The sequence below is a fragment of the Pseudomonas meliae genome, from assembly GCF_001400515.1.
GTDB classification, from domain to species: domain Bacteria; phylum Pseudomonadota; class Gammaproteobacteria; order Pseudomonadales; family Pseudomonadaceae; genus Aquipseudomonas; species Aquipseudomonas amygdali.
Genome location: NZ_LJQT01000158.1, coordinates 1 through 16,360, shown reverse-complemented (window position 1 = coordinate 16,360; position 16,360 = coordinate 1). Strand labels below are relative to the sequence as shown.

Genomic DNA, 16,360 nt, shown 5'->3' with positions numbered 1-16,360 from the left:
ACGGGGCTTTTTGTTTAGCGCTGCCCGATCAGGCCGGTGCGGAGGTACGGATCAGGTGGTCAAAGGCACTCAGGGAGGCTTTGGCACCCTCGCCCAGGGCGATGATGATCTGCTTGTACGGAGTTACCGTCACGTCACCGGCAGCGAAGATGCCCGGCACTGAGGTTTCACCACGTGCATCGACCACGATCTCACCACGCGGCGACAGCTCGATGGAGCCTTTGAGCCATTCGCTGTTAGGCAGAAGGCCGATCTGCACGAAGATACCTTCCAGCGGCACGGTGATTTCTTCGCCGGTGGTGCGGTTCTTGTAACGCAGGCCGTTGACCTTCTGCTCATCGCCGGTCACCTCAGTGGTTTGCGCACTGGTGATCACGGTAACGTTGGGCAGGCTGTGCAGTTTGCGCTGCAAGACGGCATCGGCACGCAGTTGCACATCGAATTCCAGCAGCGTCACGTGTGACACGATACCCGCCAGATCGATTGCCGCCTCGACACCCGAGTTACCGCCACCAATCACGGCAACGCGCTTGCCCTTGAACAATGGACCGTCGCAGTGCGGGCAATAAGCCACGCCCTTGTTACGGTACTGCTGTTCGCCCGGTACGTTCATCTCCCTCCAGCGTGCACCGGTGGCAAGAATGACGGTCTTGGCCTTGAGGCTGGCACCGCTGGCGAATTTAACTTCGTGCAGCTCACCGGCCGCGCCCGGAATCAGCTTATCGGCGCGCTGCAGGTTCATGATGTCGACTTCGTACTGCTTGACGTGCTCTTCGAGCGCAACGGCCAGTTTCGGGCCTTCGGTGTGCTGTACCGAAATGAAGTTTTCGATGGCCATAGTGTCGAGCACCTGACCGCCGAAACGCTCGGCAGCAACACCTGTGCGGATGCCTTTACGCGCAGCGTAGACTGCCGCCGCCGAGCCAGCCGGGCCACCGCCGACGACCAGCACATCGAAAGCCTGCTTGGCGTTGAGTTTTTCCGCCTGACGCGCACCGGCACCGGTGTCGATCTTGGCCAGAATCTCTTCCAGGCCCATGCGGCCCTGACCGAACAACTCACCGTTCAGATAGATGCTGGGCACCGACATGATCTTGCGATCTGTGACTTCGTCCTGGAACAGTGCACCGTCGATAGCGACATGCTTGATGCCAGGGTTCAGTACTGCCATCAGGTTCAATGCCTGGACAACGTCCGGGCAGTTCTGGCAGGACTGCGAGAAATAGGTTTCGAAATGGAATTCGCCTTGAAGAGCGCGAACCTGTTCGATGGTTTCCGCACTGACCTTGGGTGGGTAACCGCCAACTTGCAGCAGCGCCAGGACCAGCGAGGTGAATTCGTGGCCCATGGGGATACCGGCGAAACGCAGGCTGATATCGTGGCCAGGGCTGCTCAGCGAGAACGACGGCGTACGTGCGTCGGTGCCGCTGTCATTCAGGGTGACATCTTTGGAGACACTGATCACATCATTGAGCAGTGCAAGCATTTCCTGAGACTTCGCGCCGTCATCAAGGGACGCGACGATCTCGATGGGGCGAGTAACCCGCTCCAGATAGGATTTCAACTGGGCTTTAAGATTGGCGTCCAACATGTGGCGGCTTCCTGTTTACAAAGGGTAGAAATAACAACGCCCAGGCGATTACCGCCCGGGCGTTTTTTGGGGCGATGCGGTTTACTTGCTCAAGAGCTCAACGCCCCCAGCCGATTCATGCGACTCAGATCTTGCCAACCAGGTCCAGGGACGGAGCCAGAGTAGCTTCGCCTTCTTTCCACTTGGCTGGGCAGACTTCGCCCGGGTGAGCAGCAACGTACTGAGCAGCCTTGATCTTGCGCAGCAGCTCGGAAGCGTCACGGCCAACACCACCGTCGTTCAGCTCGACGATTTTGATCTGACCTTCAGGGTTGATCACGAACGTACCGCGATCTGCCAAGCCGGCTTCTTCGATCAGCACGTCGAAGTTGCGCGAGATAGTCAGGGTCGGGTCACCGATCATGGTGTACTGGATCTTGCCGATTGCAGGCGAAGTGTTGTGCCATGCAGCGTGGGCAAAGTGGGTGTCGGTCGAAACGCTGTAGATCTCGACGCCCAGCTTCTTGAACTCTTCGTAGTTGTCAGCCAGGTCTTCCAGCTCGGTCGGGCAAACGAAGGTGAAGTCGGCCGGGTAGAAGAATACGACAGACCACTTGCCTTTGAAGTCGGCGTCCGAAACGTCAACGAAAGCGCCGTTCTTGAACGCGGTAGCCTTGAACGGTTTTACTTGGCTGTTGATGATAGGCATCGGTATATCTCCTGATGGGGTTGGATGGGTTGTTAATTCGATGGAGTGAAGCTTACGCATGATCAGTGACAATCGCTCATTGGCAAACCTGATGTCACTGATTGCTTTTCACTATGAAGGCAGCTTATCGATAGAAGAAACCTTCGACCCGCTCCCTGTCTCCAGGTTGCCCGGGAACGGCGCGGCGTCAATGTAGCGCATCGCCGACTTGATGTCCCTCCAGCCTACATAAGACATCAGTGACTTGAGGTCCCAGCCGTTGCTGTGCGCCCAACTGGCGAAGCCTCGGCGTAGCGAGTGACTGGTGTAGTGCTCGGCGGCAATGCCTGCACGCTGGAGAGCCTGACGCAGCAACGGGATAACGCTGTTGGCGTGCAGCCCCTCCTCACCAAGATTACCCCATCGATCCACCGCCCGAAACACCGGACCGCGCACCAGCGCCGCGCAATTGATCCACTCTATATAAGCCTGCACCGGGCACAGCCGCTGCAAGGCAGGCGTCTGATACGTTCTGCCCAGGTTATCGCGATCACCCTTGCTGCGCGGCAGATAAAGGCTGATGCCCGAGCGGGCGATGGCCTTGACGTCCTGCACTTGCAGGCGACACAGCTCGTCGCTGCGAAAGCCGCGCCAGAACCCCAAGAGGATCAGCGCCGAGTCACGACGACAACGCAATAGCCGCGGCTGATCGTGTTGCGCCTCTGCATCACGTATCTCGATCTCCAGCCAGGCAATGACTTTCTCCAGGTCCTGCAACTGCAAAGGCTCGGCCTGCTTCTCTTGTGCCGGATGCAATGCACGAATGCCCTTGATGACCTTACGCACCACGGGTGCCTTGGTAGGATCGGCAAAACCCTGACTGACATGCCATTGCGCTAGTGCTGACAGGCGCAGTTTCAAAGTGTTGACCGATAGCTTTCCGGCATGGCTGGCCAGGTAACGCGCCACGCTTTCGCTGGTCGCCGGCAGAAACCCGCCCCATGTCACTTCGAAATGCTCGATGGCCGCCCGATAACTGCGGCGTGTGTTGTCACGAGTTGCGGCATCGATATAGCGATCAACGTCATTCATGGCTCGAACCTGCGCGGTGTACCGGAAAGAGCGCCGAAAAAAGAACTGACAACGCCTGACAAGGGATAATACGCCAATATCCCGGGTTAATTAATTCAAAAAATGGCAAATTATTCCTAATAATATAGTATGTAATTACAGAGTACATACCACAGTACGAAATCGTAGGGGGACACATGGCTCGGGGCGGCGTAAACAAGGCGCTGGTGCAGAAAGCAAGGGTTTCCCTGCTGTCCAGAGGTGAAAACCCCAGCATTGATGCAGTACGTATCGAAATGGGTAATACAGGCTCGAAAACCACGATTCACCGGTACCTCAAAGAGCTGGACGCCACGCATACGCCAGCGCCGGACATCAATGAGGAATTGAGCGGCCTGGTAGCTCATCTTGCCCAGCGTCTTCAGGAGCAGGCTCAGGAGCGCATTGATCAGGCCTGCGACACGTATCAGGCCGATCGCGCCACCCTGCAGCAACAATTGGCGGCGGCTCAGCAACAGATCAGCGAACTGCAGGAACACGCGCAGCAACGTCACGAAGCTCTGGAACAGCAGGCTGCCGCCCTGCTTCGCACGCAAAATGCCCTGCAAACCGAACAGACCGAGCACGCCAGACTGCTTCAGGCCAACCGCGACCTGGAGTCGCGCCTGCACGACAAGGACGGTCAGATCCACTCGCTTGAGGAAAAACATCAGCACGCCCGTGAAGCGCTGGAACACTATCGCGACTCGATCAGAGAGCAGCGCGAGCAGGAACAGCAACGCCACGAAGGTCAGGTTCAGCAACTGCAAATGGAGCTTCGACAGGCACAGCAAGGCATCGCCATGCGCCAGGAAGACATCACACAGCTGAACCGTGACAACGAGAGATTACTGGCTGAAAACCGCAGCACACTGCGTGAGCTGCACGAACGAAAAGACCTGCTGAACCAGGCCACTACTCAGGCTGCCGCCCTGGCAGAACAACAGCATCACGCCCGCACCCAATGCGCTCTGCTGGAAGAACGGTTAGGCAGCCTGCAGGAAGAGAGCTCCACGCTCAAACAAGCCATGACAGAGGTTCGGCAGCAGAACCGGATGCTGGAACTGCTGCTGACCAAGAAGGAAGCAGCACTGGAAAACCTGCAGAACGGCCTCAGCCAGCCCGACAAACCCACGACCAATGGAAAAAAGCCAAAAGACAAGGCATGACAAGCAACGCTCAGACAGCCGTTACTGCGCAAGGCAAGAGCAGGTGGACATGAGTGCCCTGACCTTCATGGCTTTTTATCTGCACATGCCCGCCCGCCTGCTTGATGAAACCGTAGACCATGGACAAACCCAACCCCGTTCCCCGTCCTACGGGCTTGGTGGTGAAAAACGGGTCGAACGCCCGATCGATGACGTCTTGAGCCATTCCACAGCCGTTATCTTCTACGCTGAGCCTTACGTAATCGCCAGGTGCCAGCCCGTCTTTCTGAGCGGCAAGCGTTAACAGCTGGCTGCGCACCCGGAGCGCCCCTCCGACCGCAACAGCGTCACGCGCGTTGATCACCAGATTCAACAAGGCATTTTCCAGTTGATGCTCATCCGTATGCACGCAATTCAACCCCTCCTCCAGCTCGATGTGCAATTGTGCGCGAGCGCCGACCGTACCTCGCAGCAGCTCTTCCATAGACCGGACCATATGATTGATATCCACTGTCGTGACATTCAGCGACTGACGACGAGCAAATGTCAGCAGCCTCCGGGTCAACGCAGCCGCACGATTTGCGGAACTGGTCGCAGCATCCAGATAACGATCAACTTCCTCCACCCGGCCTGCCGCCACACGGAGCCTGATCATGTCCAGAGCACCCATCACGCCGGAAAGCACATTGTTGAAGTCGTGGACGATGCCGCCCGTCAACTGGCCAATTGCGTCCATTTTTTGCGCATGGCGCAAGACCTCTTCAGCCATTGCTCGCTCGACGATCTCGGCCTGCAACAATTCATTGGCAGTTGCCAGCTCGCGAGTGCGCTCGGCAACGCGCAACTCCAGACTTTCATTGAGTTCGCGCAGCGCCTCTTCAGCGCTGACCTGAGCCGTAATATCGGTATGAGTGCCCAGCCAGTGGGTGATGTGGCCCTGCGCGTCGCGCATGGGCAGTGCACGCGACAGAAACCAGTTGAAGGCACCGTCCTTGCCGCGCAGTGGAAAGGTATCTTCCCAGATCGAGCCCGTCGAAAAGCAGTACTGCAAACGCGCCAGCACACGCTCGCGATGCTCGGGATGCAGTAACGAACGCCAGCCCAGAGCCTTCATCGCCTCGAGCGACGTCCCGGTGTATGCGTACCAGCGCTCGTTATACCAATGGGCCTGCCCGCGAGGACTTGCAGTCCAGGCCAGCTGACTCATGTTGTCAGCCAGGGTTCTGAACTGATGCTCGCTTTCCCGCAATGCATCAATGTGCTGCGCGATTTCACAATCCTGCCCGGCCAGATGCAGGCGCATTCCGACCGATGATTTTTCTCTGTTCACGTCGGGATCCGTCCTTTTCAAGCCTTGTCCCGGAGCTCTTCCTGACCTCCGGGTATTGCGCTGCCTGACGTTAGCGTTTGGCGGGCGTGCGCATGGTTACAAACTCTTCTGCAGCAGTCGGGTGTACGCCGATAGTGTCATCGAACACCTGTTTGGTCGCGCCAGCCTTGATGGCAATTGCCAGACTCTGGACGATTTCGCCCGCATCCGGCCCTACCATATGGCAGCCCAGCACGCGGTCGGTTTTCGCATCCACAACCAGTTTCATCAAGGTGCGTTCCTGATCGTCAGTCAGGGTCAGCTTCATCGGCCGAAAACGGCTTTCGAACACCTGCACATCGTGACCAGCCTTGATCGCTTCCTCTTCAGTCAGCCCGACTGTACCGATGTTCGGCAGACTGAAAACCGCAGTCGGAATGTGATTGTAGTCTACCGGGCGATACTGCTCCGGCTTGAACAGCCGACGTGCGACGGCCATGCCCTCAGCCAGCGCAACCGGAGTCAGTTGCACGCCACCGATGACATCGCCGATGGCCAGAATGGAAGGCTCGCTGCTCTGATAATGCTCATCGACCTTGATATAGCCATGCTCATCGAGCTTGATGTCGACACTGTCCAGCCCGAGGTTGTCGAGCATCGGCCGACGGCCAGTTGCGTAGAACACGCAATCGGTCTCGAGTGTGCCGCCGCCTTTCATGGACAGTAGCAGGCTGCCGTCGGCCTGCTTGTCGATACGCTCGATATCGCTATTGAAGCGAATCGTCATGTGACGCTTGAGCAGTTCCTCATGAAGATGAGTACGGACCCCGCCATCGAAACCGCGCAAAAACAGCTCGCGACGATAGACCAGCGTGGTATCTGCACCCAATCCATTGAAGATCGAGGCAAATTCCACGGCAATGTAACCACCCCCTACGACCACAACTCGCTTTGGCAACGTCTTGAGGTAAAACGCCTCATTGGACGTAATGGCATGCTCGCGTCCTGGCACATCAGGCACCTGTGGCCAGCCGCCGGTTGCGATCAGAATGCGCTCGGCGCTGTAGGACTGGCCGTTGATCTCGACTCGCTGCGGGCCGACCAGCCTGGCGTGGCCTTCGAGCAGGGTAACGCCGCTGTCGACCAGCAGTTTGCGGTAGATGCCATTGAGGCGATTGATTTCGCGATCCTTGTTGGCGATCAGTGTGGACCAGTCAAAACTGGCCTCACCCAGCGACCAGCCGAACCCTTTGGCATGATCGAAATCTTCGGAAAAATGCGCTCCGTAGACCAACAGCTTTTTGGGCACGCAACCCACGTTGACGCAGGTTCCACCCAGATAGCGGCTCTCGGCCACGGCAACCTTGGCACCGAAACCGGCAGCAAAACGTGCCGCCCTGACGCCGCCGGAGCCGGCGCCAATTACAAACAGATCAAAATCAAAGGCCATTGATATCTCCTTGGCAGAGGCACAGCATAACCGCTTGGCGGCCAGTCAGAAATGACAAAGCCACCCGAAGGTGGCCTTGTCCCGAGCGTCATCAATCGAAAATCAATGCGCTTTGCCGGTTTTGTAAAAGTGTTCGAAGCAGAAGTTGGTAGCCTGGATGTAGCCTTCAGCGCCACCGCAGTCAAAGCGCTCGCCCTTGAACTTGTAGGCCAGTACGTTGCCTTCTGCAGCCTGCTTCATCAGGGCGTCGGTGATCTGGATCTCCCCACCCTTGCCTGGCTCAGTCTGTTCGATCTTCTCGAAAATGTCCGGAGTCAGGATGTAGCGTCCGATGATCGCCAGGTTGGAAGGCGCATCTTCAGGCTTCGGTTTTTCAACCATGTTGGTCACGCGAAACAGGCCCGGCTTGATTTCTTCACCGGCGATCACGCCATACTTGTTGGTTTCCTGCGGATCGACTTCCTGAATGGCAATGATCGAGCAGCCATAATGCTTGTGCAGTTTGACCATCTGCGCCAGCACGCCATCACCATCAGGATTTACGCACAGGTCATCCGCCAGAACCACGGCGAATGCTTCATTACCAATCAGCGGACGACCGCTGAGAATGGCATGACCCAGACCTTTCATTTCAGTCTGGCGAGTGTAGGAAAAGCTGCACTCGTCGATCAGTTTGCGAATACCAACCAGGTACTTTTCCTTGTCCGTGCCCTTGATCTGATGCTCAAGCTCGTAGCTGATATCAAAGTGATCTTCAAGAGCACGCTTGCCACGACCGGTCACGATGGAAATTTCGGTCAGGCCTGCCGCGAGGGCTTCCTCAACACCGTATTGGATCAGTGGCTTGTTGACCACCGGCAGCATTTCCTTGGGCATGGCCTTGGTCGCTGGCAGGAAGCGAGTGCCGTAACCGGCTGCTGGGAACAAGCATTTCTTGATCATAAAAGTCCTTGGTAAGGGCTGTTGGTGTTAACGGCGCAGTCTAATCAGGAGGCGGTCACCTTACAATGCCTCGCCTTTGGCCGTACGATGCCATGATAGAGGAATCCTCAGGCAGATAGTTCCGCACTTCCTGGATATTGCCTACAGCCAATTGCAGACTGGACCACGCTCAAGTCACCGCCAAAGCCCGGCGTAACAGCCTTGTGCACGCTCTTTCGACGACCGAAGCATTTATGCTCTGCTCCCAGAGAGCTGCAACAGTGGCCAGCAAACGACGAGCTATTTATCGAGCTATCTATGATGAAAAACATGGCGGAACGATGGCACTTGTTACCAGTCCAACGTCCGCATTTGTCAATTATCTGACCTTAATCTTGAAGCGAAAAACATGATCAGAATCCTTTCCCTACTGTCCATTATTGTTGCGCTGGGCCTGACCGGCTGCGCAACCGCCTCCAACACTTACCTGAAAAACGGCAGACAGGGCTTGAGCATCGACTGCTCCGGCGAGGCGATGTCCTGGGCCAGCTGCTACGAAAAAGCGGACGCTTCCTGCGCGGGTACAGGTTATGAAATTGTCGGTACGGACGGCACTCCGCAGCCTGCGGAAAGCGAGAAAACACTGGGTGTGGACGTAGGCAACTACAAGAGCCGCAGCGTGCTTGTAGTGTGCAAATAATCAAGCCTGCCGCCCTGTCCGAAGCGGACAGGGCCAGTTGAACCCGCCAAAGCGATCAACCTGAAATGCACGCTTCGGCAGCGTTCTGAACATCCCTGAAGCGGATCGGCACGTTGGAAAGTCGTTCATAGACCTTGATCGTACTGCCACCCGAGCGGCTCTCGACATCGACGACCGCCGCAGGCGATTTGCTGAGCTTTTGCGCCACAATTACCCGCAGGCCATCATGGCGAGGCTCGATAAGCGGCGGCTTGCGACTGCTGGCGATCTTGCCGACGAAGCAATCGGCATACTCCTTGGGGTTCTTGCCCGACATCACGTTCATGGTGGGGGGTGTATGTTCGATGTCATTTACTGTGGCACAGCCAGTCATTGCCAGAGCCAGGACTACTACAGCCAGTTTCATACAAAGCCTCCAAATAAAGGTGCTACGACAAGCTCGCGCGCAATTAAATCCCTACTGAGGCAATATTTGCCAGAAACACGGCAAATTAGTGTCCACCGACGTCAAATTGCGGGCATCACATGCTATCGTTTTGATTTTTCAGAAAAACCCTCATTCGGAGCCCGTCATGAAATTCGTACACCAGCGTGAGCATCTCAACGAGGACGACCTGGTCGTTATCGAGTGCTCGCAAACCTGCAATATTCGTATGATGAACGATGCGAATTTTCGCAGCTTCAAAAATGGCGGTCGACACACCTATCATGGCGGTGCATTTGACACGTTTCCGGCCAAGATCGCCGCGCCGAGCACCGGTTTCTGGAACATCACCATCGATACCGCAGGCCGCAAGATAGATACCAATGCAGGCCGCAAACCGCCTTTCACTCACAAGATCAAGATCGTCCGGCGCTCGACCTCACGCCTGGGATGATGCAAGGAGTCACCGTGAACAATCCAGCCCCGCGCACCACCAAATTTGCTGTCAGCTACAAGCTCAATGGCGAACGCCGCTTCGAGTTCGCCCAACTGCAATCGGCCTCAACCGAAGAAGCCGAAGCCGCCTTGAAAAAAATGCACGGCCAGAGCGACGATCAGATCACCGACGTGAAGGTCAGCAAGGCGCTCTGATACCCGCAGGAGCTCGACCCGACCATGCAACGCAAAGGTGACACGCCCGCCAACCTGGATATGTTTGCCGACCAGACGGCCCAGCCTGCAAGCAATGAGCTGATCGGGCCTGGGTCATGGCTGCTCAGAGGCTTTGCGCTGCCTGTCATGCCACAACTGCTGGACTCTCTTGAGGCGACACTGGCCCTTTCTCCATTCAGGCACATGCAGACCCCCAGTGGCTTGAGCATGTCTGCAGCGCTGAGCAGTTGCGGACAACTGGGCTGGATAACCGACCGTCATGGTTATCGATACACCGCAACCGACCCACAAACAGGCCTGGTATGGCCTGCGATGCCGGACGCCTTCATGCAACTGGCAAAGGATGCTGCGCACGCGGCGGGCTATGCCGACTTTATGCCTGACGCCTGCCTGATCAATCGATACATCCCTGGGGCGAAGATGTCTCTGCATCAGGACAAAAACGAGTACGACCATCGCTGGCCAGTGGTATCAGTGTCACTGGGTATACCGGCCACCTTCCAGTTCGGCGGCCTGCTGCGCAGCGACAAGACCCAACGCATATCACTGTTTCATGGAGACGTGGTGGTCTGGGGCGGCGAGGACCGGTTGCGCTTTCACGGCATCCTGCCCGTCAAACAGGCCGAGCACCCTCTGCTCGGCGAACAGCGGATCAATCTGACGTTTCGCAAGGCTGGCCGCGACGACTGATCATGCGCCTTCAAGCTCGCTCGATGTGCGAGCCAGTGCGGGGCACACCGCTCGATGCAGATTCAATGCGGTGTTGATAATGCCGATGTGACTGAACGCCTGAGGGAAATTACCCAGCATGCGGTCGTCCTTCGGATCATATTGTTCCGCCAGCAGACCAACGTCATTGCACAGATCACACAGCCTCTCCAACAGCCGTGCAGCATCATCAGCCCGCCCCAGCAGCACGTAAGCGTCAGCAAGCCAGAACGAACACACCAGAAACGTCCCTTCGCGGCCGGCCACACCATCAACACTGCGCTCGTTGTCGTAACGCAGCAACAGGCCATCCTGCATCAGCGTGCGCTCTATTTGCGCGACAGTGCCGGTGACACGAGGATCTTCCGGCGCAAGAAAACCGGTCAACACAATTTGCAGCAGACTGGCGTCGACCTCTTTGGAGCCATACGTCTGCACGAAACTGCCAAGATCAGCATCGAAACCGTTGCGACAGACATCAGCATGGATTTCGTCTGCCACACGCCGGTAGTGGCTCGCCAATGCACGATCCTCATCGTTTTCGGCAGCCTTGGCGATCTGAGTGGCGTTTCGGTCGAAGGCCACCCAGGCCATGACTTTTGAATGGGTAAAGTGACGTGGTTCTGAACGAATCTCCCAGATGCCCGCATCCGGCAGGTGCCAGATCTTTTCCAGATAGGGCATGACCACCTTGGAGATCGCCACGCTGCGCGGATGCTGCGGCATGCCGCCTCTCAGCGCCTGGATCATGGCATCGGCAACCTCGCCATAAACGTCCAGTTGCACCTGAGTCGCTGCGCCGTTGCCGACACGCACCGGCAGCGAGTTCTCGTAGCCACTCAGCCACGGCAGCTCGTACTCCTGCAAACGTCGCTCACCGCCTACGCCGTATATGATCTGTATCTGTTCCGGGTTGCCGGCAACCGAGCGCAGCAGCCAGTCTCGCCAGGCGGTCGCCTCCTCGAAATAGCCCAGATTCATGAACGCCAGCAATGTCATGGTGGCGTCGCGCAGCCAGCAATAGCGATAGTCCCAATTGCGCTCGCCACCCAACTGCTCGGGCAATGAAGTGGTCACGGCGGCAACAATGCCACCGGTAGGAGCGTAGGTCATGGCTTTGAGAGTGATCAGCGAGCGCTTTACCTGAGCCGTCCACGGCCCGACGTCAGGGCAGCGATCAGAAAACTCACGCCAGTAGGCAGCGGTGCTCTCCAGTGCCTGGTCGGCATCGATCTGCTCGAGCAAGGGTGCAAAGGATGCCTGATAGGCCAGCGTGAAGACCTTGCGCTCGCCCTCATCGACATGAAAGCGGCTGGCGGTGTGATGATCCTGCGGGTGCAAGGCCACAGGGCTGCGCAGCACCAGCATTTCCGGCCCGGCCACGGCAGTCAGCGTATGCTCATCCTTGCGCTCGACCCAAGGCACACTGCTGCCGTAATCGAAGCGAATGGCGAGGTCCACGCCGAACTCGACACGCCCGGACAGCCCGACCACGATGCGCACCACATGACCAGTCGTCTTCATGGGCATGAAATCGATCAGCATGGCGCGACCGTCACGGGTTTCGAAAACAGTTTCAAGAATCAGGGTGCCGTCGCGGTAACGGGGGAAACACAACCAGTCCAGCGAACCATCACGGGCGACGAGCGCCGCTGTCTGACAGTTGCCCAGCAATGCATAGTCTTCGATCAGTGCAGCCATTCAGAAATGCCCGTCGTGATGATGATTCGTCCGCATGCGCAAACCGCTCGATCAAGCTGGAAGAATGTAACGCTCGATGGCGACAGCAACGCCGTCCTGCTCATTGCTATCTGTAACATGATCAGCCTGTCCCTTGACTGTCTGCTCGCCCTGCCCCATCGCAATCGACAAGCCAGCCTTGTGGAACATCGTCACGTCGTTACCACCGTCGCCAATGGCCGCCGTGCGAGAAAGATCGACTCCCAGATACTTTGCCAATGTAACCAGCGCGGAGCCCTTGTTGGCCTCCAGCGCAGTAACGTCGAGGTAGTATTTTTGCGAACGCGCAGCCAGGGCCAATCCTTCGATCTGTGGATTGACGCGAGCTTCCAGAGTCTTCAGCAGCTCAAAATCAGCGCTGGCCGCAACGATCTTGTCGACGCGATCAAGGTATGGCTCGAAACTCTCGACCTGAACATAGCGGTACCCCAGCGCGTCGAGCTCATGATCAACGTAATCGGCGTGAGGATCGAGCAACAGCCATTGATCGTCGGCAAACACCCAGATCGCAACGTTCTGGCCGGTGAACAGCTCAAGACACATCCTGACCGCTTTGGGGTCAATGCGATGAGCCACCAGCAGGCTGCCATCGGGATGAGTGATGGTGCCGCCATTGAATGCCACGGTGGGCAAATCCACACCCAGCGCTTCGATCACCTGACGCATGGCCCTGGGCGGGCGACTGCTGGCCAGCGAGAAGTGAACGCCAGCATCACGCAGGCGCTTGATGGAGTCGATATTGGCCTGACTAAGGCTGTGATCACGGCGCAGTAACGTGCCGTCGATGTCGGACAACAGGAACTGTACGGGCAGTTCAGACATTCAATTCTCTCCATTCGCGGCCATCACGGCTCAGCAGCTCCTCACCTGCTTGCGGGCCATCCTTGCCAGCTTCGTAAAGCTGCACTTGCGGCTGCGCGGCCCAGGCGTCGAGGAACGGCTGCACGGCACGCCAGCCGTTCTCGATGTTGTCGGCCCGCTGGAAGAGCGTCTGATCACCGGTCAGGCAGTCATAAATAAGGGTTTCGTAACCTGTGGAGGGCTGCATCTCGAAGAAATCCTTGTAGGCGAAGCCCAGCGCGATATCTTCCATTTTCAGTTCCGGGCCAGGACGCTTGGCAAACAGATCGAACCACATGCCTTCGTTGGGCTGGATCTGAATCCTCAGGTAGTTGGGCTTGAGGCGGTCGACTTCGGTGTCGCGAAATTGCGCATACGGCGCGGGCTTGAAGCAGATGGCGATTTCCGTGCTGCGAGCACTCATGCGCTTGCCGGTGCGCAGATAGAACGGCACCCCGACCCAACGCCAATTGTCGACCATGACCTTGAGCGCGACATAGGTTTCGGTCGTGCTGTCGGGCTCCACGCGATCCTCCTGACGATAACCGACAACCTCGTTGTCACCCATCGCGCCTTTCGCATACTGGCCACGCACCGAGTTTGCCAGAGCTTCCTCCTGACTCCAGGGCCGGATCGCTCCAACCACCTTGGCCTTCTCGCCGCGAACGGCATCGGCACCGAAAGCGGCCGGCGGCTCCATGGCAACCATAGCCAGCAACTGGAACAGGTGATTGGGCACCATGTCACGCAATGCGCCGGTGTGTTCGTAAAAACTGCCACGGGTTTCGACGCCTACGGTCTCCGCCGCCGTGATCTGTACGTGGTCGATGTAGTGGTTGTTCCAGAACGATTCGAACAGACCATTGGAGAAACGGCTGACCAGAATATTCTGTACCGTTTCCTTGCCCAGGTAGTGGTCGATGCGGTAGATCTGCTTCTCGCTCATGACCTTGAGCAGGCAGCCATTGAGCTCGACCGCACTGGCCAGATCGGAACCGAACGGTTTCTCGATCACTACCCGGCGAAACCCGTCGCCGTTTTCCTGCAACAAACCTGACGAGCCCAGCCGCTTGGCTACTTCGCTGAAAAACCGGGGTGCGGTGGCCAGATAAAACACCGCGTTCGCGGTGCCGGTGCTCTCGATCTTGCTGGCGATGTCCTGATAGGTGGAGTCGTCGAGGAAATCACCCTGCACATAACTGATACGCTCAGCCAGCTTGCTCCACAGCGCAGGATCGAGTGGATCCTTGCCGCCACCGGCAACCTTCCCGGCGGCTTCGTCGCGAATGAAGTTCTCAAGCTTTTTCGCAAAGTCGGCATCGCTGATCGCATTGTGATCGACGCCAACGATGTGCAGCCCTTCATCCACCAGACCGTCGCGTGACAGGTTATAGAGTGCCGGCATCAGCAGGCGCTTGACCAGATCTCCATGGGCACCAAACAGAAACAGGGTCGTGGGGGGCGCCACTTCGGCTTTTTGCTCGGCGCTGCCGCGCGACAGGCCCATTACTTGGGTTCCTTGTGGCCACCAAATCCGAAGCGCATGGCCGACAGCATTTTATCTGCGTAGGAAGTCGCCTGACGTGAGCGGAAGCGCGCAAACAACGCACTGGACAGTACAGGAACCGGAACCGCCTGCTCGATGGCGGCTTCGATGGTCCAGCGCCCTTCGCCACTGTCGGCAACCGAACCGGAAAACGCATCCAGTTGCGGGTCTGTCGCCAGGGCATCAGCGGTAAGGTCCAGCAGCCAGGAAGACACCACACTGCCACGACGCCAGACCTCGGCGATATCAGCCGTGTTCAGATCAAACCGCTGCTCAGCCGGCAAATGCTCGGAGTTTTTCTGCTTGAGAAGATCGAAACCCTCAGCGAAGGCCTGCATCATTCCGTACTCGATACCGTTATGGATCATCTTCACGAAATGACCGGAACCCGCTGGGCCGGAATGGATATAGCCACGTTCGGCGCGATCGTCGGTCGAGGTACGGCCTTTGGTGCGCTCGATCGAGCCAAGACCTGGTGCCAGCGTTGCAAACAGCGGATCCAGGCGCTCGACAACAGCAGCCTCGCCTCCAATCATCATGCAATAGCCGCGCTCAAGCCCCCAGACCCCGCCTGACGTGCCGACATCGACGTAGTGCAAGCCTTTTCGGTGAGCTCCTGAGCGCGCCGAATGTCATCCTTGTAGAAGGTATTACCGCCGTCGATGATCACATCATCGGCGTCAAGCAACTGGCTGAGGGTCTGAATGGTCTCTTCGGTCGGCGCACCTGCCGGGAGCATTACCCAGATGGCGCGTGGCTTGTCGAGCGCATCGACCATTTCCTTCAGGCCTGCGACTGCAACCGAACCGTCATTGGCCAGGGCGTTGCGTGATGCCTCATCGCGGTCATACACAACAGTCGTGTGGCCGTTCAACATCAAGCGGCGTGCGATGTTGCCGCCCATGCGGCCCAGTCCAATAATCCCAAGTTGCATGAAGGTGCTCCTTAAATCGTAAAAAAGGTGCCGCACTTGCTGTCCAACGCATCGACAGGTTGCGAGCATGCTGGTTAGTCAAGCGAGGCGGAACGTCGGTTCCCTTGCGAGAAGATGAAGGCGTCTACGCCCTCCTGTGGTGCATTTTGTCGCGATTAATAAACATTCGCGACAATTAAAAATAAAAAAGTTCCAAAATCATGCAAAAGAAATCAAAATCAGTGCCGATAGAGAGGGTAAGCAGCGGCGCTCATGGATTGAAAGTCATTGCCACGGACCTTTCTGAGGTTGAATCCGCCATTTGCGAGGTGAGCAATGGGCACTGTACTACCAGCACTTGCACCACAAACCCTGTATGTCACGATCCGCCGCGACGAATTGCGTGCATTGAAAGAAGAGCGCGAGCAGTTGCAGAAAAAGGTCGCTCATTTGAGCTCGATGCTGCAGCAACCCCACTTGTCTGCACCCGGCAAAATGCTTCAAGCCTGACTGCCATTGCATAACCCCTTAAAACGCTTCAGGGCAAGCCCGATATTCTGGCTTGCCCACCTGATCTGCTCTCACAGTCTGCGCCCCTTCCCTGTGAACCGCCCCGGGTTT

16 protein-coding genes and 1 pseudogene are annotated in these 16,360 nt (G+C 57.3%); 6 read left to right on the top strand and 11 right to left on the bottom strand.

Translation table 11 applies throughout. The features are described 5' to 3' along the window. Positions 1-28 precede the first annotated feature (28 nt). The 3 genes from ahpF to ALO64_RS07100 form a co-directional block, all read right to left on the bottom strand. Entirely contained in the window at positions 29-1,591 is a 1,563-nt protein-coding gene (gene ahpF / locus ALO64_RS07110; RefSeq protein ID WP_002553299.1) for an alkyl hydroperoxide reductase subunit F, read from the bottom strand. A gap of 124 nt (positions 1,592-1,715) precedes the next feature. Continuing rightward, a complete protein-coding gene (gene ahpC / locus ALO64_RS07105) occupies positions 1,716-2,279 on the bottom strand; it encodes an alkyl hydroperoxide reductase subunit C (protein ID WP_002553298.1) in 564 nt (187 codons plus the stop codon). A 111-nt stretch (positions 2,280-2,390) separates the two neighbouring features. Further along, entirely contained in the window at positions 2,391-3,350 is a 960-nt protein-coding gene (locus ALO64_RS07100; protein ID WP_044344909.1) for a site-specific integrase, read from the bottom strand. A gap of 176 nt (positions 3,351-3,526) precedes the next feature. Between ALO64_RS07100 and ALO64_RS07095 the strand changes: the two genes are divergently transcribed. Next, entirely contained in the window at positions 3,527-4,537 is a 1,011-nt protein-coding gene (locus ALO64_RS07095; RefSeq protein ID WP_044344910.1) for a DNA-binding protein, read from the top strand. Between the two features lie 10 nt (positions 4,538-4,547). Here the strand turns inward: ALO64_RS07095 and ALO64_RS07090 are convergent, their stop codons facing one another. The 3 genes from ALO64_RS07090 to galU form a co-directional block, all read right to left on the bottom strand. Beyond that, on the bottom strand, positions 4,548-5,819 hold the full coding sequence (locus ALO64_RS07090; RefSeq protein ID WP_044344911.1) for a hybrid sensor histidine kinase/response regulator: 1,272 nt from the start codon (positions 5,817-5,819) through the stop codon (positions 4,548-4,550). Positions 5,820-5,916: 97 nt separating this feature from the next. Beyond that, positions 5,917-7,275 carry a glutathione-disulfide reductase gene (gene gorA / locus ALO64_RS07085; protein ID WP_044344912.1) on the bottom strand — a complete coding sequence of 453 codons (1,359 nt, stop codon included), beginning with the start codon at positions 7,273-7,275 and terminating at the stop codon, positions 5,917-5,919. Between the two features lie 102 nt (positions 7,276-7,377). Then, positions 7,378-8,217, bottom strand: coding sequence for a UTP--glucose-1-phosphate uridylyltransferase GalU (gene galU / locus ALO64_RS07080; protein WP_002553293.1), 840 nt, complete (start codon positions 8,215-8,217; stop codon positions 7,378-7,380). A gap of 397 nt (positions 8,218-8,614) precedes the next feature. On the opposite strand from galU, the gene ALO64_RS07075 reads away from it, so the two are divergent. Next, positions 8,615-8,896, top strand: a complete 282-nt coding sequence (locus tag ALO64_RS07075) for a hypothetical protein (RefSeq protein WP_029240846.1) — start codon at positions 8,615-8,617, stop codon at positions 8,894-8,896. A gap of 55 nt (positions 8,897-8,951) precedes the next feature. Here the strand turns inward: ALO64_RS07075 and ALO64_RS07070 are convergent, their stop codons facing one another. After that, positions 8,952-9,302, bottom strand: coding sequence for a hypothetical protein (locus ALO64_RS07070; RefSeq protein WP_002553291.1), 351 nt, complete (start codon positions 9,300-9,302; stop codon positions 8,952-8,954). A 166-nt stretch (positions 9,303-9,468) separates the two neighbouring features. Between ALO64_RS07070 and ALO64_RS07065 the strand changes: the two genes are divergently transcribed. The 3 genes from ALO64_RS07065 to alkB are packed head-to-tail and all read left to right on the top strand — an operon-like array spanning position 9,469 to position 10,682. Continuing rightward, positions 9,469-9,774 (top strand): DUF1883 domain-containing protein, encoded by a 306-nt coding sequence (locus ALO64_RS07065; RefSeq protein ID WP_044344913.1) that lies wholly within the window; start codon positions 9,469-9,471, stop codon positions 9,772-9,774. Positions 9,775-9,788: 14 nt separating this feature from the next. Further along, positions 9,789-9,971 carry a hypothetical protein gene (locus tag ALO64_RS07060; protein ID WP_080393744.1) on the top strand — a complete coding sequence of 61 codons (183 nt, stop codon included), beginning with the start codon at positions 9,789-9,791 and terminating at the stop codon, positions 9,969-9,971. Between the two features lie 24 nt (positions 9,972-9,995). Further along, positions 9,996-10,682, top strand: a complete 687-nt coding sequence (gene alkB / locus ALO64_RS07055) for a DNA oxidative demethylase AlkB (protein WP_044344914.1) — start codon at positions 9,996-9,998, stop codon at positions 10,680-10,682. Here the strand turns inward: alkB and ALO64_RS07050 are convergent, their stop codons facing one another. The 4 genes and pseudogenes from ALO64_RS07050 to gnd all read right to left on the bottom strand — a co-directional run bounded on the left by ALO64_RS07050 (position 10,683) and on the right by gnd (position 15,760). Next, positions 10,683-12,401 (bottom strand): glycoside hydrolase family 15 protein, encoded by a 1,719-nt coding sequence (locus ALO64_RS07050; protein WP_044344915.1) that lies wholly within the window; start codon positions 12,399-12,401, stop codon positions 10,683-10,685. Between the two features lie 51 nt (positions 12,402-12,452). Beyond that, positions 12,453-13,262, bottom strand: coding sequence for a Cof-type HAD-IIB family hydrolase (locus tag ALO64_RS07045; RefSeq protein WP_044344916.1), 810 nt, complete (start codon positions 13,260-13,262; stop codon positions 12,453-12,455). After that, a complete protein-coding gene (gene zwf / locus ALO64_RS07040; RefSeq protein WP_044344917.1) occupies positions 13,255-14,787 on the bottom strand; it encodes a glucose-6-phosphate dehydrogenase in 1,533 nt (510 codons plus the stop codon). The genes ALO64_RS07045 and zwf overlap by 8 nt, the downstream gene beginning before the upstream one ends. Further along, positions 14,787-15,760: pseudogene (gnd, locus tag ALO64_RS07035) on the bottom strand (phosphogluconate dehydrogenase (NAD(+)-dependent, decarboxylating)). Before gnd ends, zwf begins: the two are co-directional and overlap by 1 nt. A gap of 315 nt (positions 15,761-16,075) precedes the next feature. Here gnd and ALO64_RS25665 point away from each other — a divergent pair. Continuing rightward, positions 16,076-16,249, top strand: coding sequence for a DUF6026 family protein (locus ALO64_RS25665; RefSeq protein WP_002553283.1), 174 nt, complete (start codon positions 16,076-16,078; stop codon positions 16,247-16,249). The last annotated feature ends 111 nt before the right edge of the window (positions 16,250-16,360 follow it).